The sequence below is a fragment of the Stenotrophomonas sp. STEN038 genome (assembly GCF_056759895.1).
Window position 1 is genome coordinate 1 of the sequence record NZ_JBRRDW010000037.1, and the last position, 22870, is coordinate 22870.

At 63.8% G+C, this 22870-nt stretch carries 25 protein-coding genes; 17 read left to right on the forward strand and 8 right to left on the reverse strand.

The window, feature by feature from the left end; genetic code table 11:
* Positions 1-84 precede the first annotated feature (84 nt).
* Positions 85-1692, reverse strand: a complete 1608-nt coding sequence (locus tag ACVOLS_RS14830) for a TonB-dependent receptor (RefSeq protein WP_481546229.1) — start codon at positions 1690-1692, stop codon at positions 85-87.
* A gap of 161 nt (positions 1693-1853) precedes the next feature.
* Here ACVOLS_RS14830 and ACVOLS_RS14835 point away from each other — a divergent pair, with 161 nt between their 5' ends.
* The gene (locus ACVOLS_RS14835) at positions 1854-3260 is read left to right on the forward strand and encodes a GntP family permease (RefSeq protein WP_481546230.1); all 1407 of its coding nucleotides are present in this window, start codon (positions 1854-1856) and stop codon (positions 3258-3260) included.
* Between the two features lie 423 nt (positions 3261-3683).
* Here ACVOLS_RS14835 and ACVOLS_RS14840 read toward each other — a convergent pair whose 3' ends face one another.
* Positions 3684-4016 carry a ComEA family DNA-binding protein gene (locus ACVOLS_RS14840; RefSeq protein WP_481546231.1) on the reverse strand — a complete coding sequence of 111 codons (333 nt, stop codon included), beginning with the start codon at positions 4014-4016 and terminating at the stop codon, positions 3684-3686.
* A gap of 233 nt (positions 4017-4249) precedes the next feature.
* On the opposite strand from ACVOLS_RS14840, the gene ACVOLS_RS14845 reads away from it, so the two are divergent.
* The 4 genes from ACVOLS_RS14845 to murU all read left to right on the forward strand — a co-directional run bounded on the left by ACVOLS_RS14845 (position 4250) and on the right by murU (position 7867).
* Positions 4250-5743 carry a M20 family metallopeptidase gene (locus ACVOLS_RS14845; protein WP_481546232.1) on the forward strand — a complete coding sequence of 498 codons (1494 nt, stop codon included), beginning with the start codon at positions 4250-4252 and terminating at the stop codon, positions 5741-5743.
* A gap of 93 nt (positions 5744-5836) precedes the next feature.
* A complete protein-coding gene (locus ACVOLS_RS14850; RefSeq protein WP_481546233.1) occupies positions 5837-6112 on the forward strand; it encodes a GlsB/YeaQ/YmgE family stress response membrane protein in 276 nt (91 codons plus the stop codon).
* Positions 6113-6158: 46 nt separating this feature from the next.
* Positions 6159-7169: an aminoglycoside phosphotransferase family protein gene (locus ACVOLS_RS14855; RefSeq protein WP_481546234.1), complete on the forward strand. Its 1011-nt coding sequence runs from the start codon at positions 6159-6161 to the stop codon at positions 7167-7169.
* Positions 7166-7867, forward strand: a complete 702-nt coding sequence (gene murU / locus ACVOLS_RS14860; RefSeq protein ID WP_481546235.1) for an N-acetylmuramate alpha-1-phosphate uridylyltransferase MurU — start codon at positions 7166-7168, stop codon at positions 7865-7867. The genes ACVOLS_RS14855 and murU overlap by 4 nt, the downstream gene beginning before the upstream one ends.
* Positions 7868-8132: 265 nt before the next feature.
* Here murU and hda read toward each other — a convergent pair whose 3' ends face one another.
* From hda to ACVOLS_RS14875, 3 genes are read right to left on the reverse strand one after another with little or no spacing between them, the layout of a single operon-like run.
* Positions 8133-8834: a DnaA regulatory inactivator Hda gene (hda, locus tag ACVOLS_RS14865; protein WP_481546236.1), complete on the reverse strand. Its 702-nt coding sequence runs from the start codon at positions 8832-8834 to the stop codon at positions 8133-8135.
* Entirely contained in the window at positions 8831-10006 is a 1176-nt protein-coding gene (locus ACVOLS_RS14870; protein WP_481546237.1) for an AI-2E family transporter, read from the reverse strand. The genes hda and ACVOLS_RS14870 overlap by 4 nt, the downstream gene beginning before the upstream one ends.
* Positions 10003-11139 carry a DUF2066 domain-containing protein gene (locus ACVOLS_RS14875; RefSeq protein ID WP_481546238.1) on the reverse strand — a complete coding sequence of 379 codons (1137 nt, stop codon included), beginning with the start codon at positions 11137-11139 and terminating at the stop codon, positions 10003-10005. Before ACVOLS_RS14875 ends, ACVOLS_RS14870 begins: the two co-directional genes overlap by 4 nt.
* Before the next feature lie 97 nt (positions 11140-11236).
* On the opposite strand from ACVOLS_RS14875, the gene purM reads away from it, so the two are divergent.
* The 6 genes from purM to ACVOLS_RS14905 all read left to right on the forward strand — a co-directional run bounded on the left by purM (position 11237) and on the right by ACVOLS_RS14905 (position 15869).
* Positions 11237-12295, forward strand: coding sequence for a phosphoribosylformylglycinamidine cyclo-ligase (purM, locus tag ACVOLS_RS14880; RefSeq protein ID WP_481546239.1), 1059 nt, complete (start codon positions 11237-11239; stop codon positions 12293-12295).
* 12 nt (positions 12296-12307) lie between these two features.
* Positions 12308-12916, forward strand: coding sequence for a DUF2238 domain-containing protein (locus tag ACVOLS_RS14885; protein ID WP_481546240.1), 609 nt, complete (start codon positions 12308-12310; stop codon positions 12914-12916).
* Positions 12913-13575, forward strand: coding sequence for a phosphoribosylglycinamide formyltransferase (gene purN, locus ACVOLS_RS14890; protein ID WP_481546241.1), 663 nt, complete (start codon positions 12913-12915; stop codon positions 13573-13575). Before ACVOLS_RS14885 ends, purN begins: the two co-directional genes overlap by 4 nt.
* A 63-nt stretch (positions 13576-13638) precedes the next feature.
* Positions 13639-14430, forward strand: a complete 792-nt coding sequence (locus tag ACVOLS_RS14895) for a DUF3108 domain-containing protein (RefSeq protein WP_481546242.1) — start codon at positions 13639-13641, stop codon at positions 14428-14430.
* 2 nt (positions 14431-14432) lie between these two features.
* Positions 14433-15116, forward strand: coding sequence for a DUF3108 domain-containing protein (locus ACVOLS_RS14900; RefSeq protein WP_481546243.1), 684 nt, complete (start codon positions 14433-14435; stop codon positions 15114-15116).
* A 60-nt stretch (positions 15117-15176) separates the two neighbouring features.
* Positions 15177-15869: a DUF3108 domain-containing protein gene (locus ACVOLS_RS14905; RefSeq protein ID WP_481546244.1), complete on the forward strand. Its 693-nt coding sequence runs from the start codon at positions 15177-15179 to the stop codon at positions 15867-15869.
* Positions 15870-16066: 197 nt separating this feature from the next.
* Here ACVOLS_RS14905 and ACVOLS_RS14910 read toward each other — a convergent pair whose 3' ends face one another.
* The 3 genes from ACVOLS_RS14910 to ACVOLS_RS14920 are packed head-to-tail and all read right to left on the reverse strand — an operon-like array spanning position 16067 to position 17916.
* Positions 16067-16375 carry an EF-hand domain-containing protein gene (locus ACVOLS_RS14910; protein ID WP_481546245.1) on the reverse strand — a complete coding sequence of 103 codons (309 nt, stop codon included), beginning with the start codon at positions 16373-16375 and terminating at the stop codon, positions 16067-16069.
* Complete coding sequence (gene murA / locus ACVOLS_RS14915; RefSeq protein WP_481546246.1) at positions 16372-17646, reverse strand: UDP-N-acetylglucosamine 1-carboxyvinyltransferase; 1275 nt, start codon at positions 17644-17646, stop codon at positions 16372-16374. The genes ACVOLS_RS14910 and murA overlap by 4 nt, the downstream gene beginning before the upstream one ends.
* 39 nt (positions 17647-17685) lie before the next feature.
* A complete protein-coding gene (locus tag ACVOLS_RS14920; RefSeq protein WP_296251001.1) occupies positions 17686-17916 on the reverse strand; it encodes a BolA family protein in 231 nt (76 codons plus the stop codon).
* 52 nt (positions 17917-17968) lie between these two features.
* On the opposite strand from ACVOLS_RS14920, the gene ACVOLS_RS14925 reads away from it, so the two are divergent.
* The 6 genes from ACVOLS_RS14925 (at position 17969) to ACVOLS_RS14950 (ending at position 22841) form a co-directional block, all read left to right on the forward strand.
* Positions 17969-18970, forward strand: a complete 1002-nt coding sequence (locus ACVOLS_RS14925) for a KpsF/GutQ family sugar-phosphate isomerase (protein WP_481546247.1) — start codon at positions 17969-17971, stop codon at positions 18968-18970.
* Positions 18971-19033: 63 nt separating this feature from the next.
* A complete protein-coding gene (locus tag ACVOLS_RS14930) occupies positions 19034-19579 on the forward strand; it encodes a KdsC family phosphatase (RefSeq protein ID WP_481546248.1) in 546 nt (181 codons plus the stop codon).
* Complete coding sequence (gene lptC / locus ACVOLS_RS14935) at positions 19579-20145, forward strand: LPS export ABC transporter periplasmic protein LptC (protein ID WP_481546249.1); 567 nt, start codon at positions 19579-19581, stop codon at positions 20143-20145. Before ACVOLS_RS14930 ends, lptC begins: the two co-directional genes overlap by 1 nt.
* Positions 20123-20650 (forward strand): lipopolysaccharide transport periplasmic protein LptA, encoded by a 528-nt coding sequence (gene lptA / locus ACVOLS_RS14940; RefSeq protein WP_481546250.1) that lies wholly within the window; start codon positions 20123-20125, stop codon positions 20648-20650. Before lptC ends, lptA begins: the two co-directional genes overlap by 23 nt.
* Positions 20650-21369 (forward strand): LPS export ABC transporter ATP-binding protein, encoded by a 720-nt coding sequence (lptB, locus tag ACVOLS_RS14945; RefSeq protein WP_481546251.1) that lies wholly within the window; start codon positions 20650-20652, stop codon positions 21367-21369. Before lptA ends, lptB begins: the two co-directional genes overlap by 1 nt.
* Positions 21370-21410: 41 nt before the next feature.
* Positions 21411-22841 carry an RNA polymerase factor sigma-54 gene (locus ACVOLS_RS14950; protein ID WP_481546252.1) on the forward strand — a complete coding sequence of 477 codons (1431 nt, stop codon included), beginning with the start codon at positions 21411-21413 and terminating at the stop codon, positions 22839-22841.
* Positions 22842-22870 lie beyond the last annotated feature (29 nt).

Here is a 22870-nt window from a genome sequence, read left to right on the forward strand (position 1 = left end):
AAGGCGGCGATGAACCAGTTCGCGATAATCTACGAAGACCGATTCACGCTGGCTCGCTGAAAGAGACTTCCGGACTAAACCGCCTCACACACAAAAAATCGGACACGCCCTGCCGATCTCGTAGCTGTCGACCACTTCGTCCTGGAACGGTTCACCCGAACGCGGAATGGACGTGGTGTTGGCACGAATGTTGTAACCACCGGACTTGAAACCACGCGAGCCGGAGATGTACGCCATGATGTCGGACGTGATCTGGTAGTCCAGCGACAACTTCGGTGAGACATTCTTGAAGTTGACGGTCTTGTCGAAGTTCGCCGCCGTGCCCCATGACGTCCCGTACTGGTCACTGGTGTAGAAGCGATTCAGTGCCAGCGCGTTCTTGTCTTCATCGGTATAGCGGGCACCCACGTCCAGCTTCAGCTTGTCGGTCAGATCGAACGTCCAATCTGCATAGACAGCGATACTCTTGGTGTTGACCACGCCCTGGGTATCGCCATACAGCGGATTGGCAATACTGTTCGGCAAGGTCGGATTCCAGAAATGGTTCAGTACCTGACCACCGGCATCGCCATTGAACCAGTACAGGCCCATCACACCGCGCGCACGACCGCCGCCGTCGAAATTGGCCTGCAGCTCCTGGCTGACCTGGCTGTCTGAGTAGAACGCGCGCACATCCACCAGCTGCAGCGGGGTGGTATCGAAGTCGATGTTGGTCTCGGTATCGGACTCGCGCTTGGCCAGCACGTACTTGAACGCCCAGTTCTCGCTCGGGCGCCAGTTGACGGTTGCCGAGGCCCCCTTCATCTCGGTGTCGTTGACGTTCTTCATGCCACTGCGGATGTCGTAGCGGTCCGAAGTCGGCTGCCATGCTGGCGCCAGCGGATTGGGTGCCAACATCTGCGCACCGCGCACGCCGGACTGGTCATCCATGTAGTCGAAGGCAAACTGTACGTCGAAATCATCCTGCGAGTACGCACCGATCTGCAGGCGCGCTGCGTTGATTTCCTTGTCGCTGACATCCTGGCCGGTATAGGTGTTCTTGCCAAAACCGTCGCGGTTCATGCTGGCCACGGCCACGCGTGCACGCAGACCGCTGTCCTTGCCGCCGATCTCGCCGCCGATGCCTGCCTTCACGTCCAGCTGGTTGTAGTTGCCAACCGTGACCGAGGCGAAGCCGGAGGTTTCCTGCGGCAGGCCGCGCGAGATGTACTTGATCGCGCCACCAATGGTGTTCTTGCCGTACAGCGTGCCCTGCGGACCGCGCAGCACCTCGATGCGCTCCACGTCGAAGACATCCAGCAGCGCACCCTGCGGGCGGGCGATATAGACGTCGTCCAGGTAGATGCCAACGCCCGGATCCACGCCCCACAGCGGATCGGCCTGGCCTACGCCGCGGATATAGACCGTCGCAGTGCTGGTCGAGCCACGCGCAGCGTAGATGGTCAAATTCGGGACCTGTGCCCCCAGATCACTCAGGTCCTTGATGTTCAGCTTGTCCAGCGTCTCCGGCGTAAACGCCGTCACCGCAACCGGCACGTCCTGCAAGGTTTCCTCACGCTTGCGCGCGGTGACCTTGATCGAATCCAGCGTGGTGGCCTGACTCCCTGCAGCCTGCTGCTCCTGCGCCTGCACGAAGGCGGCCGGTGCCAACAGAATGCCACCGATGGCGATACTCAGATACTTGCGCTTCATTGGTCTCCCTCCTCCCGGGTATGACGTTGCGACACACGAATGTCGCCATGGAGCGCACGTTAATGGAGCGTTAGCCGGCCGCGTATAGTCCCTTCGTACAGTGGGCCAGGCGGCCCCCGATCCTGATACTCGCCGGCAATGTATTGGCCGGGGAGCTGTGAATGTCGTTTCTGATCGTATTGGCGGCCCTGTGCTTCCTGATGTTTGTCGCCTACCGTGGCTACAGCGTGATCCTGTTCGCGCCGGTGGCGGCGCTGGGCGCAGTGCTGCTGACCGATCCCAGCCTGGTGCAGCCGATGTTCACCGGCCTGTTCATGGACAAGATGGTCGGCTTCCTCAAGCTGTACTTCCCGGTGTTCGTGCTGGGCGCGGTGTTTGGCAAGCTGATCGAGGTCTCGGGTTTCTCCAAGTCCATCGTCAGCGCCACCATCAAGCTGGTCGGGGCCAAGCGCGCGATGCTGTCGATCGTGCTGGTCTGCGCGTTACTTACGTACGGCGGCGTGTCGCTGTTCGTGGTGGTATTCGCGGTGTATCCGTTCGCCGCAGAACTCTTCCGCCAAAGCAACATCCCCAAGCGTTTGATCCCCGGCACCATCGCGCTGGGCGCCTTCACCTTCACCATGGACGCGCTGCCGGGCACGCCGCAGATCCAGAACATCATTCCCTCTGCGTTCTTTGGCACCAACAGCTGGGCCGCTCCATGGCTGGGCGTGATTGGCACCGTGGTGATCCTGATCCTGGGCATGAGCTATCTGGAATGGCGCCGCCGTGTCGCCGTGCGCAATGGCGAGGGCTATGCCGGCGCCAACGACGAGCTGCGCAATGAACCCGAACCCTTCCACGGCCAGAATCTGGCACATCCGCTGGTGGCCATTACCCCGCTGATCCTGGTCGGCGTGGCCAACTTCCTGTTCACCCGCTGGATTCCCGGCTTCTACGGTGAGACCCAGTCCTTCATCCCCGCCGTGATCGGCAACCCGGCACCGGTGGTGCAGGAAGTCTCCAAACTGGGCGCGATCTGGGCCGTGCAGGGCGCACTGCTGCTGGGCATCCTCAGCGTCATCGCCTTTGCCTGGAAGCCGGTTATCGCTTCGTTTGCCGAGGGCACCAAGTCGGCCATCGGCGGCGCCATGCTGGCGTCGATGAATACCGCCTCCGAATACGGCTTCGGCGCAGTCATTGCCGCCCTGCCCGGCTTCCTGGTGGTGGCCAATGCGCTGGGCTCGATCCCCAACCCGCTGGTCAATGAAGCGGTTTCAGTCACCGCCATGGCCGGCATCACCGGCTCGGCGTCAGGCGGCATGAGTATCGCGCTGGCAGCAATGGCCGACAGCTTCATCGCCAACGCGCAGGCTGCAGGCATTCCGATGGAAGTGCTGCACCGTGTGGCGGCCATGGCCTCCGGCGGCATGGATACCTTGCCGCACAACGGCGCGGTGATCACTGTGCTGGCCGTCACCGGCCTCACCCACCGCCAGTCCTACAAGGACATCTTCGCCATCACGATCATCAAGACCCTGGCGGTGTTCGCGATCATCGGCGTGTACTACGCCACCGGGTTGGTTTAAGCAGTCACCTGACCTGGTCCGGGCCAAGGCGGCGGTTGGCAACACGCAGGTTGCAGGGCAGGCACCGCCCTTGTAGCCCGGGTAAGCGCAGCGCACCCGGGTTTCTTTGCGAAGTGCTCCCGGGTGCGCTGCGCTTACCCGGGCTACATGCGTACCAAACCGATGGCGCCGCGTGCGCAAACCCGGAGCTTGTACCGGCTCGTGCAAATCCCCAATCCCGAGTCCCCAGAAAAGAACAAGGCCCGGGAAGACCCGGGCCTTGTTCTTTGGAGCAGAGACAGAAAAATCGCCCGGCTGCACGTCACTGTGCAACACCGGACGACCTCACATCCTTGTTGGCATCCTGCCAGCCCCCAGCGTCCTGCCCTTTTCGGGTTCCTGGTGATCCGTCATCCTGACGGCTCACTATTCGATTCCTTCCGCTCAGCGCCTCTCAACCGGCTGCGCAGCTACCGTCCCGGTAGCACTCTTGGCAGGGGCAGCTCCGGCCCTTGCTTCGATCAGGTCACGATTCCGTTCGACCGTCTTCAATCCGATTCCTTTCACCAGTGCCAGTTCCTCGACACTTTTGAAGGGCCCGTTGGCCTGTCTGTGTTCAATGATCGCCTGCGCCTTGGAAGGGCCGACATTCACCAACACCTGATTCAGCTCCGCCGCAGAGGCGGTATTGATATCGACCTTGTCCATGGCTTGCGCCGTAAGCGTCAACAACAATGCGAGAATCAGAGACTGCAGCGTTACGGTAAAAAGCTTCATCGCTGTACTCCTTGTGGCTTGGTCATTGATCGGCTGGCTATCCCGCCGGTCAGATCAGTGTTCCGCGCCACATGAATCCAGAATATCCGGGGCGGGTTCAGCAAACAGCCAGCCAACAACCCGACCCCTTGTAGGGAAAGTCCTACAAATTTCACTGATGAAACCGCCGCAAGCCCGATAAACAAAGGAGCGGCGTAGAATGGTTACACCTGACATTGCTACCGGAGATCCAGATGGACAGCGCCAAGATCGGCCAATTTCTCAGCGACAAGTGGGACAACGACATCGTCCCGCAATTGGTCGATTACATCCGTATCCCCAACAAGTCGCCGATGTTCGACGCCAACTGGGTCGCCAACGGTTACATGGAACAGGCCGTCACCCTGATGGAGAGCTGGGCCAAGGCGCAGACCATCCCCGGCCTGCAGGTCGAGGTGGTTCGTCTGGAAGGCCGTACCCCGCTGCTGTTCCTGGAAATCCCGGCCACCGGCCCGGAAACCGGCGACGACACCGTCCTGCTTTACGGCCATCTGGACAAGCAGCCGGAAATGACCGGCTGGGACGACGACCTCGGCCCGTGGATTCCGGTGCTGCGCGGCGACAAGCTGTACGGCCGCGGTGGCGCCGATGACGGCTACGCCATCTTCGGCTCGCTGGCCGCGGTGCTGGCGCTGCAGGAACAAGGCCTGCCGCACGCCCGCTGCGTGATCCTGATCGAAGCCTGCGAAGAGTCTGGTTCCTACGATCTGCCGGCCTACGTCGACCATTTGGCCGATCGCATCGGCCAGCCGTCGTTGGTGGTGTGCCTGGATTCGGGCTGCGCCAACTACGACCAGCTCTGGTGCACCACTTCGCTGCGCGGCCTGACCGGCGGCAACTTCACCGTCAAGGTGCTCAACGAAGGCGTGCACTCCGGCGATGCTTCCGGCGTGGTGCCGTCCAGCTTCCGCCTGCTGCGCCAGCTGCTGTCGCGCATCGAAGACGAGAAGACCGGCCGCATCCTGCTCGATGGTCTGCACGTGGAAGTGCCTGCCGAGCGCCTGGAGCAGGCCAAGCGTGCTGCCGACGTGGTCGATACCGCCATCTTCGACAAGTTCCCGCTGGTCGACGGCCTCAAGCCGATGAGCGATGAGCTCACCGAACTGGTCCTCAACCGCACCTGGCGCCCGGCCCTGTCGGTCACCGGCATCGGCGGCATGCCGCCGCTGGAATCGGCCGGCAACGTGCTGCGTCCGGAAACCTCGGTGAAGCTGTCGCTGCGCCTGCCGCCGACCGCCAATGGCAAGGTCTGCGGCGAGCTGCTGAAGGAAGCCCTGCTGCGTGATCCGCCGAACGGCGCCCACGTCAGCCTGGACCTGGAAAAGGCCTCCACCGGTTGGAACGCCCCGGCGATGGCACCGTGGCTGGAGCAGTCCATCGACGCCGCCAGCCAGGCCTTCTTCGGCAAGCCGGCGATGTACATGGGCGAAGGCGGCTCGATCCCGTTCATGGGCATGCTGGGTGAGAAGTTCCCCGGTGCGCAGTTCATGATCACCGGCGTGCTCGGCCCGCATTCCAACGCACACGGCCCGAACGAGTTCCTGCACATCCCGATGGGCAAGCGCGTCACCTCCTGCGTGTCCAAGGTGCTGTTCGACCACCACGCCGCCAGCCTGCGTGGCGAGACCAGCGGCTCGCCGGTTGCCGCCGACAGCGGCACCCGTCACGGCGGCCACGGTTGCTGCTGATCGGTCCGACGCGGTTGGTCGGATGTTGATGGTTTGATGACGAACGCAGCCTGGCCTTGCTAGGCTGCGCTTTTCTTTGCCACGGACAAGAACATGAGCGGACTGTTTGGCAGCGACAGCTGGCTGTACATCATCCTGATCGGCTTCTTGGTAGGCCTGTTGGGGCGCTTCTTCATGCCTGGCAACAACCGCATGGGCTGCCTGCTGACCATCGTGCTCGGCGTCGCTGGTGCAGTGTTTGCCGGTTGGTTCGGCCGTGAGATGGGCTGGTATTCGGCAGGCCAGCCGGCCGGTTTCGTCGGTGCCATCCTCGGTGCGATCGTGCTGCTGGTGCTGCTGCGCCTGATCAGCGGCGGCAAGAAGCGCTGATTCCTTCTCCAACGGCGCCTGCGGGCGCCGCTACTTTGTAGTGTCCATGAACGATCCCGCTTCCGATCCGCTGCGCACCGAACAACGCCTACAGTGGGCCGCCGCCGCACTTGGCGACCCCGCAACCACTCTTGAGCGCGCATCGGTCGATGCCGGCTTCCGCAGTTATTGGCGCAGCACCAGCGCGCGCGGCAGCCACATCGTGATGGACTCACCGCCGGGCTTGGAAGATGTACGCCCCTGGCTGCGCATGCACGACCTGCTGGAAACCAACAACGTGCGCGTACCGCAGGTGCTGGCGCGTGATGTCGACAACGGTTTCCTGCTGCTGGAAGACCTGGGCGGGCCAACCCTGGCCCGCTTCATCAACGACGACAACGCCAATGCCTGGTTCGATGCGAGCTTCGCGCAGCTGATCCGCCTGCAGTCGATTCCGGTACCCGAAGGCATGGGCGCGTTCGGCGAGGCGCTGCTGCAACGTGATGCTGGCCTGTTTGAAGAATGGTTCGTGCAGCGCCACCTCGGCCTGAGCTTGGACTGCGGCGAGAGCGAGCAGTTGCAACTGGTGCAACGGCGCCTGATGGACAACGCCTTGAACCAGCCACAAGTGCTGACCCATCGTGACTTCATGCCGCGCAACCTGATGCCGGTCGAAGGCGGCCCGGCAGTGCTGGACTTCCAGGATCTGGTCAGTGGACCGATCGCCTACGATCCGGCCAGCCTGTTCAAGGACGCCTTCCTGAGCTGGCCACTGGAAAAAGTGGATACCTGGCTGGCCCGCTACCACGCACGGGCACTGGCCGCTGGCCTGCCGGTGCGGCCGTGGCCGCAGTTCCTGCGCGATGCCGACTGGATGGGCGTACAGCGTCACCTGAAGATCCTCGGCATCTTCGTGCGTCTGCGTGATCGCGATGGCAAGGGCCATTACTTCGACGACGCACCGCGTTTCATCCGCTACCTGGATGAGGTGTTGCCGCGCTATCCGGAACTGGCACCGCTGCAGGATCTGTTCGAGCGCCGCTTCAAGCCGGCAATGGCTGCCAAGGCTTCCGCATGAAGGCCCTGATCTTCGCTGCCGGGCTGGGCGAACGCATGCGCCCACTTACCGATCACACGCCCAAGCCGCTGCTCGCTGTCGCAGGCGTGCCCTTGATCGAATGGCATCTGCAGCGCCTGGCTGCGCTGGGCGTCAGCGATGTGGTGGTCAACACCAGTTGGTTGGCAGCGCAATTCCCGGAAAAACTGGGCGATGGCAGTCGCTGGAACCTGCGCCTGCACTATCTGTACGAAGGACCGGTGCCGCTGGAAACCGGCGGCGGCATGCATAACGCGCTGCCGCTGCTCGGCGATGCGCCGTTCCTGGCGGTCAATGGCGATATCTGGAGCGACTTTGATTTCGCTACCTTGCCGTTGGAACCGAAGGGCAGCGCGCATCTGGTCATGGTCGACAATCCAGTGCAGCACCCGCGTGGCGATTTCATTATGGATGCCGATGGTCTGCTGCACGACAACGGCGAACAAGCGCGGCTGACCTTTGCCGGCATCGGCGTGTATCGGCCGCAGCTGTTGCAGGACTGGCAGGCAGTGATTGGCAATGCCGATGGCAGCGCGGAAACCCCACCGCGCTTCAAGCTGGCCCCCTTGCTGCGCGCGGCGATGGCAAGCAACAGCGTCAGCGGCCAGCATCACCTAGGCCGCTGGACCGACGTAGGCACCCCCGAGCGCCTGCAGCAGCTGGAAGACCAGCTCTCGTAGGAGCAGCGTAAGCCGCGAAGCAACCGAAGCTTCAGATGCAAAGATGCCTGCAATTGCAGGCATTTTTTGCAGATGCGGCACCGGCTTCGCGGCTGACGCCGCCCCTACAAAAGCCGCGCTGTCGCATCCGTTGTGGGAGCGGTGTAAACCGCGAAGCCGCTGAAAGCTCAGATACAAAAATGCCTGCAATCGCGGGCATCTTTTTTTTTGGATAAGACATCTGCTTCGCGGCTCACACCGCTCCCACAAAAAACAGAATGCCCCCTCAACCCGGTCCGTTCTCCAGCACCCGCTTCAGGAACGGCACGGTAATCCGCTTCTTTGCCGCAAGCGATTCGCGGTCCAGCCGCTCCAGCAAGGTCACCAGCCCGCTGAGGTCGCGGCCGGTGCGGGTCAACAACCAATCCAGTGTGGCCTCATCCATCACCAATCCACGGCGCACCGAACGCTCACGCAGCACCGCACCACGGCCTTCGGCATCCAGCGGCTCTAGGGTGATGCGGCTGCACTGTGACAGACGCGAGCGCAGGTCCGGCAACACCAGCCCCAGGCCATCCGGCGGCAGGCGCGAGGTATAGATCACGGTCACATCGGCGGCACGCGCGCGGTTGTGGAATTCGAACAGGGTAATTTCCTGCTCGCGTCGCCCGGCGACATATTCCAGCCCGTCCAGCGCCAACACATCGTGCCCTTCCAGCGCTTCCAAGGCGTCCTGCAGGCGCGTGCCCGCGGCCTGCAATGGCAGGTAGGCCGGTCGGCGCCCGGCCTGCAATGCAGCAGCGCAGGTGGCCAGTGCCAAGTGCGTTTTGCCGGTGGCACCGGAGCCAACCAGATAGATCCAGTCCTGGCTGCTGCCATTGGCAACGGCACGCAACTGCGGCAGTGCACCTTCCGGCGCACCGATGAACGTTTCAAAGCGCTGGTCTGGCGGGTAACGCAAGGCCAGTGGTAACTGCGGCACACTCACTTAGGTTCTACATCCTTCGACACGATGCTCAGATCCGCCGGCACTTGAACGTTGCGCGGGTCCAACACAATCGTCGGCCCGTGGCCGGCATACAACTCACTTTGGCGATAACGCTGGTGCGCATAGCGCAACAACACGTTGATCACCGCCGCCGCTGGCAGAGCCAACAGCATTCCAAGAAAACCGAACAACTGACCACCGGCCATCACCGCAAAAATCACCGCAACCGGGTGCAGGCCAATTTTGTCACCGACGATACGCGGCGTCAGCACATAGCTTTCCAGCAGCTGGCCAACGGTGAAGACCACACCCACCAATACCAGCAGCTGCAGGTCCACGCCCTGCGATTGCACCAAGGCCGCCAGCACCGCCATCACCACGCCGGTGGTGGCCCCCAGATAGGGAATGAAGCTGATCAAGCCAGCAACCAGGCCGATCAACAGGCCCAGGTTCAGACCGACCAGGGTCAGGCCGGCCGCATACACCACGCCCAACGCGATCATCACCGCGATCTGGCCACGGATGAAGGCGCCCAGCACGTCATTGGACTCACGTGCCAAGCGCGAGACCACCTCGATATGGTTGCGCGGGATCATCGATGCAACCCGCTCGACCAACTTGTCCCAGTCACGCAGGAAGTAATAGGCCAGGATCGGCAACAACGCCAGATTGATCACCCAGGCCACCATCGCAAAACCCGAGCGCGACACGTAGCCAAAGAACGTGGTCGCAACGCCACCGGCCTGCTGCCAATGGCTGCGCACCCACTCGAACAGACGACCCGGGTCCAGCCAGGCCATGATTTCCAGGCCGGTCTTCTGCTCGAGCCACGGTATCGCGGTGTTCATCAGCCAGTCCTGCCCTTGGGGCAAGGCGGCAATCAGGGTAATGATCTGGCGCTGGATCAAAGGCACCAGGATCAGCAGCGCCAAGGCCAGCAGCAGGATCATCAGCACGAACACCAGCACCACCGCGGTGTTGCGCGAACGGCCCCGGGCTTCCAGCCGGTCCACCAGCGGGTCACCCAGCCAGGCCAGCATCAAGGCGACCACGAACGGGGTCAGCACCGGTGCCAGCAGCCACATCACCCATAGCCCGAAGGCACTGAGCACCACCCACTTGAGGCGGCGCAGGAACAGCGCGATTTCCATTTCCGCTGTGTCAGTACTCATCGAATGCGGTACTCCGCGCGGCGGCTGCCGCTGTTCTGATCCGTCGATGCATCCGCATCACCATCGTCCACCGCACCCACCGGCTGCAGGGCGGCATCGCGCCCAAGCATGCGGTTGAAGCCGGGCAGACCGCTCATCAGCTCGACATCCAGCTCCAGCCGGTCGCCCGAGGCCTGGATTGGCGTGATGGCCTTCACCACCGCCACACTCTGCAAGGTAGCCGCCAGGCGCAGATAGTCATCCGCACTGCGGATACCGCTGACCACGATCCGATAAACGCCGGCAGCACCACCAACCGGCGCCTTGGCATAGCGACGCACCAGCGCATCGGCGGCACCATCGGCACCGGCCATCATCGCCCGCCGGGCATCGGCGTCGTTGGTGGTCCATTTGGACAGTTCACGGCCATTGTCGACAAACACCCAGTCGGCGACCCAGCCGCCGCCCTTGCCGCGGTACAACTTGCCGATCAGCTGCATCGGCGGCGAATAGCGCGATGAGGCCCGCGCCACCGCAGCGGTGTCCTGGCGCCAGATCGCACCGACCAGGGCTTGTTCAGCCGCGCCGCCGGCAGGCAGGCCCAGCTTGAAGCCACGTTCAACCGCACGGTCCAGCAATGGCCGCGCCGCATTGGACTGCGGCACACCGACCAGGCGCGGACCGCTGCCATCATCAATCGCCAGCCACACCACCGGCTTGGGCCGTGGCTGCGGCCACACCGGCAGCCCCAGCGCCGCCACCAGCCCGTCGACGTCATCCTGGCGGAAGCGCGCCACCAGCATGGTGCGGAAGCTGGGTGCGCCACTGGCGCTGACGCTTTGATCCTGGCGGTAGTCGTAACCCTCGGCCATGTCCTTGGCGCTGCGCAGGGCCTGCGCCACGCCCGGCCGCGCCAGCACGCTGCGGTCGCCGGACAGCTTGGCCAGCACCGCGCCCAGCGCGCGCGCCAGCCCACCGTTGCGATCGGCCTCGCTTTGGCTGTTGACCGGCACCTCGGCCTCATAGGCACTGCTGGCGCCAGCCACGTCCCCTTCGGTACGCATGCTGGACGACTGTGCCTGCGCCAACGAAATTGGCAGGCAGAGCGCCAGAAACAGGATTGTGACCAGGCTGCGGCGCATTGAAATTTCCATTGCTCGACGATTCCGGAGGGAATTGTTGCCCGAATGGGGCCTTCACGCCAACGTGGCCTGTTAAAATCGACCGTTCACCCCGCCAGTGCAGCCGCCAGTGACCAGCCCCTCGACCTCTGCCAACTCCCCCCTGACCTACCGTGACGCCGGTGTCGACATCGACGCGGGCAACGAACTGGTCGAGCGTATCAAGCCGCTGGTAAAGCGCAGCTTCCGCCCGGAGGTGATGGGCGGACTGGGTGGCTTTGGCGCCCTGTTCGACCTCTCCAACAAGTACCGCGAGCCGGTACTGGTGTCCGGTACCGACGGCGTCGGCACCAAGCTGAAGCTGGCACAACAGCTCGGCCGCCACGACACGATCGGCATCGATCTGGTCGCCATGTGCGTCAACGACGTGCTGGTACAGGGCGCTGAGCCCTTGTTCTTCCTGGATTATTTCGCCACTGGCAAGCTCGACATCGACACCGCCGCGGCCGTGGTCGGCGGCATCGCCAATGGCTGCACCGAGGCCGGTTGCGCGCTGATCGGCGGCGAAACCGCCGAAATGCCCGACATGTACGCCCCGGGCGAGTACGACCTTGCCGGCTTCACCGTCGCCGGTGTCGAAAAGAGCGAGCTGAAGGACGGCTCGGCCGTTGCCCTCGGCGACGTGCTGATCGGCATTGCCTCCTCCGGCCCGCACTCCAACGGTTACTCGCTGGTGCGCCGCATTTATGAGCGCGCCGGCAGCCCGGCCGAGCTGGTGCTGGAAGACGGCGTCAAGCTGGTCGATGCGCTGATGGCGCCGACCCGCCTGTACGTCAAGCCGATCCTGTCGCTGCTCAAGACCCACGGCGCCGCCGTGCACGGCATGGCCCACGTCACCGGCGGCGGCCTGACCGAGAACATCATCCGCGTGGTGCCGGAAGGCCTGGGCCTGACCATCGACGCCAGCAGCTGGACCCTGCCGCCGGTATTCCAGTGGCTGCAGCGCGAAGGCAATGTCGCCAACAGCGAGATGTGGCGCACCTTCAACTGCGGCATCGGTTTCGTGCTGCTGGTGCCGGCCGACCAGGTCGCCGCCATCAACGCCACGCTGGACTCGTTGGAGCTGGCGCACTGGCAGATTGGTGAAGTGGTGGCTGAAAACGGCGCTGAACGCGTCCACATCGGCTGAGCCAACGCCTACATGACAGCCGCCAAGAAGGCCGCCTTCATCGGCGTGCTTGTTGTATTCGCGCTCACCTGGATCAAACCGCTATGGCCTGTAGAACAGGCCCTGCACAGCTCGCTGACCGTGCTCGGCCTGCTGGCGCTGTGGTGGGCGGACCGCCGCTGGCCCTTGGGCAACGGCGCGTTCGCGGCCATCTGCGGCTTCATCCTCCTGCACTGCATCGGCGCCCGTTGGCTGTATTCCAACATCCCATATGACCAATGGGCGCAGGCCTGGTTCGGCTGGTCGCCGAATGCTGCGTTCGGCTGGGAGCGCAATCATTTCGATCGGCTGATCCACCTGCTGTACGGCATCTGCTTCACCCCGGCGCTGACCCAGTTGGCCCGCCGCACCTGGCCGGCGCTACGCGTTGGCCAGGCCTTCACCTTGGCGGTGATGACCATCATGTGCACCAGCCTGGCCTACGAATGGCTGGAATGGGGCATCGCGCTTGCGCTGTCACCAGAAGCTGCCGAAGCCTACAACGGCCAGCAGGGCGACATCTGGGACGCGCATGCGGACATGTTGCTGGCCACCCTCGGCAGCCTGGCGCTGTGGCCGCTGCTGCGGAAGACGCGGGCATGAGCAGCCCCCTGCCCCGTCTCGCCGTGCTTGCCTCCGGGCGCGGCAGCAACCTGCAATGCCTGCAGGACGCGATCGCCGCAGGCCAACTGGATGCGCAGATCGTTGGCGTGTTCTCCGACAAGCCAGCCGCCGCCGCACTGGAGAAAGTGGCACCCGTGCAGCGCTGGGCGCGCTCACCCAGGGATTTCGCTGACCGCGAGGCGTTTGATGCCGCGCTGGGCGACGCAGTGGCTGCAAGCCAGCCGGACTGGATCATCTGCGCCGGCTACATGCGCATCCTCGGCGCTGGCTTCGTGCAGCGCTTCAGCGGCCATCTGGTGAACATCCACCCCTCGCTGCTGCCCTTGCACAAGGGCCTGCATACCCATGCCCGCGCCATCGAGGCCGGCCATGCCGAGCACGGTGCCAGCGTGCACTTCGTCGTACCTGAACTTGATGCTGGCGCGGTGATCGCGCAGGCGAGGGTCCCGGTGCTGGCCGGGGACAGTGCGGAATCCCTGGCCAAACGCGTGCTGGCAGTCGAACACCCGCTGCTGCTGGCCAGCGTCCAGTTGTTGGTTGCCGGGCGCGTGGCTGAACAGGAAGGCGTGGTCCAATGCGACGGTCAGTCCCTGTTTAGTCCTTTGCGCCTAGATTCCGCCGGAACCCTCCGCCGCTGATCCGCACGGGCTGCTGACGTGTGGTTTGGCAAGATCCCTCCTCTCTTCCGCCTTCGTCCTCACATGGCCATAGCGCTTTTCAAACCATTGGTTTTGACCGCTCTGCTGGTATCAGCCGTCAGCCCGGCCCAGGAAGCGCCCGCACCCGCGGCTGCTCCGCAGGCACCGGTTGTCCTGCCGCCGCCAGCGTTGGAGTGGAGTCCGCCGGCACTGGAGCCTTTTGTCGCCACCTACCAAGCCCTCTACAAGGGCAAGGAAGCCGGCGATGCCACGATGCGGGTCGTCCACAACCGCGACAGTCAGTGGCGGGTGGACATGGCAGTACGCGGCAAGCGCGGCTTTGCCAGTGTCCTCGGGCTGAACATCGAACAGAGCAACGTGTTCAACAACGAAGGCAGCGTCTACACGCCGCTGAGCCAGAGCACGGTCAAGAAAGCCTTGTTCATGAGCAAGCAGGTTACCGGCGTCTATGACTGGCAGGCCGGTACCGCGCAGTGGCACGGCGACCTGAAGAAAGAACGGCAGCGCCCCATAACGCTGCAGCGGGGCGACCAGAGCGCCTTGGTGCTGAACCTGTCGCTGATGCGCGATGCGCGGCCAGGACAGGCACTGCAGTATCGCTACGTCGATGTCGGCCGGGTGCGCCAGTATGAGTATCGTGCCGCCGACACCACCGAGAATGTACAGGTGGGTGATCTCAGCTATGACGCCTTGCGAGTGTATCGCACCAATGGCGGCAATGATGAAACCATCCTGTGGATTGCCAATGGCGTGCCCACGCCGGTGCGCATCCTGCAACGCAAAGACGGGCAGGACGAAATAGACCTGCGCTTGATCGAATACCAAGGAGCCTGAGCATGAAGCTTACCCGTAGCCCCCTGCGTTACCTCGCTGCCGCTGCACTGGTCACGGCCAGTTTGCCGGCGTTGGCATTTGAGCCGTTCACCGCCAATTACCAGGCCAGCTACATGGGCATGCAAGCCAACGGCGTGATGTCGGTAGCTCCTGCCGGCAACAACCAATGGCGCTACAGCCTGCAGATCAAGAACCCGATGGCGGAACTGAGCCAGGCAACCGTGTTCGACGAACACGGCGGCAAGCTGCGCCCGCTCAGCAGCCATGATCGCTCGGTGGTGCTGATCAAGCGCAAGCAGGTGGATGCACGCTATGACTGGACCAGCGGCCAAGCCACCTGGACCGGCGATGTGAAGCCCGAGCGCAGCGGCCCGATCCGCTTGCAGAGCGGCGACATGGATGCACTGCTGATCAACCTGGCCATTGCCCGCGATGTCACCGCCGGCAAGCCCCTGACCTATCGCATGGTTGACGATGGCCGCATCAAGCCGATGACCTACCGGGTGATCGGCAAGGAAAACCTGACCATCGCCGGCAAGCAGCAGGAAGCCACCAAGGTTTCGCGCGTGGATGGCAACAAGGAACAGATCGCCTGGATCGTCCCCGGCATGCCGGTACCGGCACGCCTGCTGCAGCGCGAGAATGGCCAGGACGCACTGGACCTGACCATCCGTTCGATCAACTGATCCTATCCCCGACCCCGACGCGCCCGGCCTGATGCCGGGCGTTTTCATGGATGAGCCACTGTGACCCTTATTCGTAAATCCGTCCTTCTCCCACTTGCAGCCGCCCTGCTTGTATCGCTGGCCCCAGCGGCGGACGCCGCCGTAGAGCGCTTCGATGGACGTTACACAGCCAGCTACAAAGGCCTCAGCGCAACCGCGCGGATGACCCTCACCCCGGCCCGCAATGGTTCCTGGATGTACCTGCTGACCTTGGATCACATGGTCGCAAAACTGAGCCAAGCCACCGTTTTCCAGGACATGGGAACGCAGTACCGGCCACTGGGTGGCAGCGACCGGACCAGCTATGCCTCGGTCCAGCGCGGCGTCATTACCAGTTACAACTGGGCAGCCGGCCAGGCGCGCTGGAGCGGCGACGTCAAGCCTACCCGCGCTGGACCGGTGGCCCTGCAGAATGGCGACATGGACGCGTTGCTGATCAATCTGGCATTGGCACGCGACGTACCCGCCGGGCGCCCCCTGTCCTATCGCATGGTCGAGAACGGGCGCGCGCGGCCGATGAACTACCGGGTGATCGGTCGCGAGCAGGTCACTATCGCTGGCCGCACCTACGACGCCACCAAGGTTGCCCAGGGCGGTGCCGAAAAACAGACCATTGCCTGGATCGTGGCCGGTATCCCGGCACCGGTGCGTATCGTTCAGCGCGAAAACGGCGCCACCACGATCAGCCTGCAGATGAATTCCTGGTCGCGCTGAGCACAACGCACGACAACCAGGCCCAGCCCGGGCAAGCGACAGCGAACCCGGGACCTGGCAACAGTTGCAATCGGTAACGACAGGGCTCAAGCGGGAGCTGCGCCCTGCCTGAGCCACATCAACCCGCGTACACCGCATTTACCCGGGCTACTTCCCTGGTAACGAGAAGCGCCGCAGTGCTGCGGCGCAGACCTGCTCTATTCGGCGGCGGCCTTCTTGAACACCGTGCGGCAATCGCGGCGGAACTCTTCGCCGCTGCTACGCCAGATGAAACTGCGGCACTGGCGCTCGCCTTCTTCGCTGTCCTTCACCTGCACCGCGTAGAAGGCCTGCAGGAGCTCGTCGCTACTGACCTGGCCATCGCCATTCCAGTCCATCTGTTCCTTTTCAACACCTTGGGTGATGGCCACGCCGCTGTACCAACCCCAGCCCAACCAGGCCAGGGCCAGCAGCACCAGGGCCAACAGAGCCCTGCGACGCGGACTGAAGCGGCCCTTGAGAATCATGCGATCCGCCGTACATTGGCACCGAGCCCACTGAGCTTTTCCTCGATGTTTTCGTAGCCACGATCAAGGTGGTAGATGCGGTCGATGCTGGTCTCGTCAGCAGCCACCAGACCCGCCAGGATCAGGCAGGCCGAGGCGCGCAGATCGGTCGCCATCACCGGCGCACCACTGAGCTTGGCCACGCCGCGCACAATCGCGGTATGGCCTTCGATCTGGATGTCAGCACCCAGGCGCAGCAGCTCGTTGACGTGCATGAAGCGGTTTTCAAAGATGGTCTCGGTGATCACACCCACGCCATCGGCTACGCAGTTCATCGCCATGAACTGGGCCTGCATATCGGTCGGGAAGGCCGGATGCGGCGCGGTGGTGATGTTCACCGACTTCGGCCGCTTGCCGTGCATGTCCAGGGTGATGCTGTCGTCGGTGGTGCTGATCTCAGCGCCGGCTTCGGTCAGCTTGTGCAGCACCGCGTCCATGGTGTCCGGGCGTGCATTGCGCACCGTGACACGACCACCGCTCATCGCCGCAGCCACCAGGAAGGTGCCGGTTTCGATGCGATCCGGCAGCACCGCATGGCGGCCGCCATGCAGGCGCTCGACGCCTTCCACGACCAGACGTGCGGTGCCGATGCCTTCAATCTTCGCGCCCAGTGCGATCAGGCAATGCGCCAGATCGGCCACTTCCGGCTCCATCGCGGCGTTTTCCAGCACCGAGGTACCGTCAGCCAGTACAGCAGCCATCAGCACATTCTCGGTACCGGTGACGCTGACCATGTCGAAGGTGTACCGGCCGCCCTTCAAACGCCCATCGACATGAGCCTTGATGAAGCCGTTCTCAACACTGATTTCCGCACCCAGCGCCTGCAGGCCCTTGATGTGCTGATCAACCGGACGCGAGCCGATGGCGCAACCGCCCGGCAGCGACACTTCGGCCTTGCCGAACTTGGCCAGCAACGGGCCCAGCACCAGGATCGAGGCGCGCATGGTCTTGACCAGCTCATACGGTGCCACGTGCTGATCGACGGTACGCGGGTCGACCACCACCGCGCTGCCGCGCGACAGCGTGCCCTGGTCGATGGTGACCTTGGCGCCCAGCTCACCGAGCAGCTTGACGGTGGTGATCACGTCGTGCAGGTGCGGCACGTTGGTGATCTCCACCGGCGCATCGGCCAGCAAGGTGGCGCACAGGATCGGCAGGACGGCGTTCTTGGCGCCGGAGATATGAACCTCACCGTTCAGCGCATTGCCGCCGGTGACTACGATTTTTGCCATGGATTTAAGGCCGATATAAGGAGAAGAGAGTGCGCCGGCTCAGCCGGCTTCACCCGGAGTGATGGTTTTCAGCGCCAGCGCATGGATCGCACCGCCCATCAGGTCGCCCAGCGTCGCATACACCATGCGGTGGCGCGCCAACGGCATCTTGCCGGCAAATGCTTCGCAGACAACCGTGGCCTCGAAGTGCACCCCGTCGTCGCCCTGCACGTCGGCGCGGGCGCCCGGCAGGCCGGCTTCGATCAGATTTCGGATGGTCTCGGCGTCCAAAGCGCTTTCCTAATAAAATGAACCCCCATTCTACTCTCCGAGTGGCATCCGTATGGCTGCTTCACCGCTTTCCCTGGATACATTGCGCGACACCGATCTGGTGGCCAGTGGTCACCGTGTGTTCGAGATCGAGCGCGACGAACTGGACCGGGTAGGCGGTCGCATCGGCGCCGAATTCGCCGCGGCCTGCCGCCTGGTACTGGCTTCGCGCGGCCGCGTGGTCACCACCGGCATGGGCAAATCCGGGCATATCGCGCGCAAGATCGCCGCTACCCTGGCCTCGACTGGCACGCCTTCGTTCTATGTGCATCCAGGTGAAGCCGGACACGGCGATCTGGGCATGATCACCGAAGATGACGTGGTATTGGCGCTGTCTTATTCGGGCGAGTCGGACGAAGTACTGACCTTGCTGCCGGTGTTCAAGCGCCAGGGCAATCCACTGATTTCCATGACTGGCAGGCCGCAATCGAGCCTGGCGTTGGCCGCAGACGTGCATCTGGACGTGAACGTGGACCACGAGGCCTGCCCGTTGGCACTGGCCCCGACCTCCAGCACCACCGCCTCGCTGGCAATGGGCGATGCGCTGGCCGTGGCCCTGCTGGACGCGCGCGGCTTCACCGCCGACGACTTCGCCCGTTCACACCCGGCCGGCAGCCTCGGCCGGCGCCTGCTGCTGCATATCACCGATGTGATGCATGCCGGTGACGACCTGCCCAGCGTCAGTGACGACGCCAGCCTCAGCCAGGCACTGATGGAAATGAGCCGCAAGCGGCTGGGCATGACCGCCGTGGTCGATGCCCAGGGCAAGCTGGTCGGTCTGTTCACCGACGGCGACCTGCGCCGCGCCCTGGATACCGATCTGGACGTGCGCACCGCCAGCATCGCCCAGGTGATGACCCGCAACCCGCGCACCATCGGCGCCGACCAGCTCGCCGCAGAGGCCGCGCGGCTGCTGGAAACCCACAAGATCAATGGCTTGATCGTGGTCGACGGCGACAATCACCCCGTCGGCGCCCTGAACATTCATGACCTGTTGCGGGCAAAAGTCGTCTAAACCCCGCACAATCAACGACCTCGGGCCAAACACCCGACCTGCCGCAACGGATACTGCCTGCCCATGCCCTACTCGCCGCTCGATCTTTTCCCCGCCAATCTGCATGCCACCGCCAGCGCCATCCGCCTGGCCTGCTTTGACGTGGACGGCACCCTGACCGACGGACGGCTGTTCTACGACCACGCCGGCAACGAGAGCAAGGCCTATTACGTGCAGGACGGGCTGGGCCTGAAGCTGCTGCAGCAACACGGCATCCACCCGGTGCTGATCACCGCCCGCAACAGCCTGTCGGCGCAGCGCCGCGGCGCCGATCTGGGCATCGACACCCAGATCGCGGTCGGCGACAAGCTGGCCAGTGTGCGTGCCCTGTGCGAACAGCACGGCATCGGCCTGGACCAGGTGGCCTTCATGGGCGATGACCTGCCCGATCTGGCGCCGTTGGGCGCGGTCGGCCTTGCGGTAGCACCGGCCGACGCGCATCCCTGGATCGCCGAACGCGTGCACTGGCAGACCCGTGCCCAAGGCGGGCGCGGCGCAGCGCGCGAGCTTTGCGACGTCCTGCTGGCCGCACAAGGCAAACTGGGTGCAGTCCTGGCGAGGTTTTCCTGATGAGTTGGCGTTCGGTTCTTGGCATCGGCCTGCTGCTGGCCGCCCTGATCAGCGGCTGGTCGGCATGGCGCAACCGCGCCAACACCGCGCCAACGGCTATTGAGCAAGGCAGTACCGACTTCACCCTGACCGACTTCGAGATCGTCTCCCTGGACAAGGATGGCCGCGAGTCGATGACCCTGCGTGCACCGTCGATGGCGCGCAACCGCGCCGACCAGACGTCCAACATAACCAAACCTCTGTTCCTGCTGCCCGACACGGCAGGGCAGCACTGGCGGCTGAGCGCCGATACCGGCTGGGTCAGCCCCAAGGGTGAGGAGCTGCGCCTGCGCGGCAATGTCGCCGGCGACAGTCCCACCGATGGCAAGACCCCACCAACCACCTTCCGCACCGATGCGCTGGATGTGTTCGCCGAGCAGGATCTGGCGCGCACCGATGGACAGGTGACACTGACCCGACCGGGCCTGTCGCAGACTGGCGTGGGCTTCCGCGCCAACCTCAAATCCCAGCAATATTCACTCCTTTCCCAGGTCAAGACCCGCTATGAACCCAAAGCTGCCCGCTAAGCTCGCGTCGATCACGCTGCTCGCCGCCCTGCTCGCACCTGGCCTGGCGTGGTCCAAGGCATCGGACCGCAACCAGCCGATGACCATCGACTCCAACAACAATGACTGCAATTTCAGCGACAACGGCAAGTGCCAGTTCAGTGGCAACGTAGTCATCACCCAGGGCTCGATGGAGATCCATGCCGATACCGCTGATGTGATCCGCAAGAACGGCGAAACCGAGCGCGTGATCCTCACTGGGAAACAAGCCACGCTGAAGCAGCAGATGGATGACAACACCTGGATGAATGCCCGTGCCGACAACATGGACTACAACATCAACAGCGAAGTCATCATCCTGACCGGCAACTACAAAGTCGAGTCTGAGCGCGGCACCAACGCCGGCCAGCGGATGGTTTACAACACCCGCAGCGGCTCGATGCAGAGCGGCGGCGACGGCACCCGCGTGCGTACGGTGATCCAGCCCAAGAACAAGGCGCCGGCAGCGGCGGGAGAGGCCAAGTAATGCTCGTTGCCCAAGGCCTGCGCAAACGCTACAAGAACCGCGAAGTCGTCAAGGACTTCGGGCTGACCCTGGATGCCGGCGAAGTGGTCGGTGTGCTTGGTCCCAACGGTGCCGGCAAGACCACCTGCTTCTACATGATCGTCGGCCTGGTCGCCGCCGATGCCGGCAGCATCGTGCTCGATGGCAAGGACATCACCTCCGAGCCAATGTACGAGCGCGCCAAGCTGGGCGTGGGTTATCTGCCGCAGGAGCCATCGGTGTTCCGCAAGCTCAGCGTGGCCGACAACATCCGCCTGGTGCTGGAACTGCGTACCGACCTGGACAACGCCGGCCGCGAGCGCGAACTGTCTTCGCTGCTGGAAGAACTGCAGATCAGCCACGTGGCCGACCAGACCGGCGCCAGCCTGTCCGGTGGTGAACGTCGCCGCTGCGAGATCGCGCGCGCACTGGCCGCAAAGCCGCGCCTGATCCTGCTCGACGAACCGTTTGCCGGTGTCGACCCGATCTCGGTCGGCGAGATCCAGCGCATCGTGACCCACCTCAAGCAACGCGGCATCGGCGTGTTGATTACCGACCACAATGTGCGCGAAACCTTGGGAATCTGCGACCGGGCGTATATCCTCGCTGAAGGCAGCGTACTGGCGCAGGGGGCACCGGAAGATCTGCTTGCCAATACCGACGTACGCCGTGTTTACCTCGGGGACGCTTTCACCCTCTGAGTCGCAGCGCCACGTCGGGCCCCTTCCCGAACGGATCAGGCATGAAAGCTCGGCTGCAGACATCGATGGGACAGAATCTGGTCATGACGCCGCAGTTGCGTCAGGCCATCCGTCTTCTGCAGATGTCCAGCACCGAGCTCGAACTGGAACTGACCGAGGCGGTGGAAACCAATCCACTGCTGGAATGGGCCGAGAATTCCGAAGGCACCGACGGCGACGAAGCTCCCGCGAGCAGCGCCGGCGATGATGCCCCGATCGATCCCGCACAAGGTGACATCAACGCCGACGGCGAAGACTGGGATGGCGGCGATGAAGACTGGAGCAGTGGCCGCTCCGGTTCCTTCGATGGCGACGAAGACGACGAACGCGAACAGGCCGAAGACGGCGACACCCTCGCCGATCACCTGCTGTGGCAGCTGCACCTGACCCATCTTGGTCGCTGCGATCGCGCCATTGGTGTGGCCTTGATCGATGCGCTGGACGAAGACGGCTACCTGCGCGAACCCTTGTCAGCGATCGCGCAGACCCTGCTACCCGAAATCCATGCCGACGAAGATGAAATCGTGGCGGTGCTGCGGCAGATCCAACGCTTCGACCCGGCCGGCGTGGGCGCACGCAGCCTGGGCGAATGCCTGGGCCTGCAGCTGGACGTACTGCCCTGCCAGACCCCTGCCCTTGCCTTGGCGCGACGTATAGCCGACGGCCCATTGGAGCGCCTGCCGCGCGCCGGTATCAGCGGCATCGCACAGGAACTCAAACAGCCGGTTGCCGACGTCGAAGAAGCCGTCCAACTGCTGCGCTCGCTCGACCCGCGCCCAGGCAAGCAACTGGGGCAGATGACCTCGGACACCTACGTCGTGCCCGACTGTGTGGTCTGGCGTCAGCGTGGCATCTGGCGCTGTGCGCTGGCCGGGCACGCCGGCCCCAGGGTGGTCATCAATCAAAGCTACGAGCAACTGATCCGCCGCTGCGGCGACGCCGACGCCAGCTATCTGCGCGCACAACTGCAGGAGGCACGTTGGCTGCTGAAGAGCCTGCAAGCCCGTGGCGAGACCCTGCTGCGGGTGGTCAACAGCCTGCTGCATCACCAAGCCGGCTTCCTTGAATTCGGCGAACAGGCACTGCGTCCGCTAACGCTGCGTGAAATCGCCGGCGAACTGGAACTGCACGAATCCACCATTTCGCGTGCCATCGCCCGCAAGTACGTGCGTACCCCGCGCGGCACCCTGCCGCTGCGCGCCTTCTTCGCCTCCGGCATTGATACCGAAGGTGGTGGTGAGGCTTCCAGCACTGCGATCCAATCGATGATCCGCAACCTGATCGATGCGGAAAACCCGCGCAAACCGCTTTCTGACGCCAAGCTGGCTGAAATGCTCAAAACCAGTGGCATACCGGTAGCGCGCCGCACCGTTGCGAAGTATCGTGAGGCCATGAACATCTGTGCCTCTCACGAACGCGTCCGCATCGCCTGAAGCATTCGTTGAGCAGCGCAGGGTTCATC

What these genes read in the sequence shown, in the direction of transcription:
- ACVOLS_RS14950 (WP_481546252.1), top strand. Translation starts at nt 21,411, where the DNA reads ATGAAAGCTCGGCTGCAGACATCGATGGGACAGAATCTGGTCATGACG.
- ACVOLS_RS14900 (WP_481546243.1), top strand. Translation starts at nt 14,433, where the DNA reads ATGAAGCTTACCCGTAGCCCCCTGCGTTACCTCGCTGCCGCTGCACTG.
- ACVOLS_RS14895 (WP_481546242.1), top strand. Translation starts at nt 13,639, where the DNA reads ATGGCCATAGCGCTTTTCAAACCATTGGTTTTGACCGCTCTGCTGGTA.
- ACVOLS_RS14925 (WP_481546247.1), top strand. Translation starts at nt 17,969, where the DNA reads ATGGCTGCTTCACCGCTTTCCCTGGATACATTGCGCGACACCGATCTG.
- murU (WP_481546235.1), top strand. Translation starts at nt 7,166, where the DNA reads ATGAAGGCCCTGATCTTCGCTGCCGGGCTGGGCGAACGCATGCGCCCA.
- ACVOLS_RS14840 (WP_481546231.1), bottom strand. Translation starts at nt 4,016, where the DNA reads ATGAAGCTTTTTACCGTAACGCTGCAGTCTCTGATTCTCGCATTGTTG.
- ACVOLS_RS14870 (WP_481546237.1), bottom strand. Translation starts at nt 10,006, where the DNA reads ATGAGTACTGACACAGCGGAAATGGAAATCGCGCTGTTCCTGCGCCGC.
- purN (WP_481546241.1), top strand. Translation starts at nt 12,913, where the DNA reads ATGAGCAGCCCCCTGCCCCGTCTCGCCGTGCTTGCCTCCGGGCGCGGC.
- ACVOLS_RS14855 (WP_481546234.1), top strand. Translation starts at nt 6,159, where the DNA reads ATGAACGATCCCGCTTCCGATCCGCTGCGCACCGAACAACGCCTACAG.
- lptA (WP_481546250.1), top strand. Translation starts at nt 20,123, where the DNA reads ATGAACCCAAAGCTGCCCGCTAAGCTCGCGTCGATCACGCTGCTCGCC.
- ACVOLS_RS14910 (WP_481546245.1), bottom strand. Translation starts at nt 16,375, where the DNA reads ATGATTCTCAAGGGCCGCTTCAGTCCGCGTCGCAGGGCTCTGTTGGCC.
- ACVOLS_RS14835 (WP_481546230.1), top strand. Translation starts at nt 1,854, where the DNA reads ATGTCGTTTCTGATCGTATTGGCGGCCCTGTGCTTCCTGATGTTTGTC.
- lptB (WP_481546251.1), top strand. Translation starts at nt 20,650, where the DNA reads ATGCTCGTTGCCCAAGGCCTGCGCAAACGCTACAAGAACCGCGAAGTC.
- ACVOLS_RS14875 (WP_481546238.1), bottom strand. Translation starts at nt 11,139, where the DNA reads ATGGAAATTTCAATGCGCCGCAGCCTGGTCACAATCCTGTTTCTGGCG.
- lptC (WP_481546249.1), top strand. Translation starts at nt 19,579, where the DNA reads ATGAGTTGGCGTTCGGTTCTTGGCATCGGCCTGCTGCTGGCCGCCCTG.
- ACVOLS_RS14845 (WP_481546232.1), top strand. Translation starts at nt 4,250, where the DNA reads ATGGACAGCGCCAAGATCGGCCAATTTCTCAGCGACAAGTGGGACAAC.
- ACVOLS_RS14930 (WP_481546248.1), top strand. Translation starts at nt 19,034, where the DNA reads ATGCCCTACTCGCCGCTCGATCTTTTCCCCGCCAATCTGCATGCCACC.
- ACVOLS_RS14850 (WP_481546233.1), top strand. Translation starts at nt 5,837, where the DNA reads ATGAGCGGACTGTTTGGCAGCGACAGCTGGCTGTACATCATCCTGATC.
- ACVOLS_RS14830 (WP_481546229.1), bottom strand. Translation starts at nt 1,692, where the DNA reads ATGAAGCGCAAGTATCTGAGTATCGCCATCGGTGGCATTCTGTTGGCA.
- murA (WP_481546246.1), bottom strand. Translation starts at nt 17,646, where the DNA reads ATGGCAAAAATCGTAGTCACCGGCGGCAATGCGCTGAACGGTGAGGTT.
- ACVOLS_RS14885 (WP_481546240.1), top strand. Translation starts at nt 12,308, where the DNA reads ATGACAGCCGCCAAGAAGGCCGCCTTCATCGGCGTGCTTGTTGTATTC.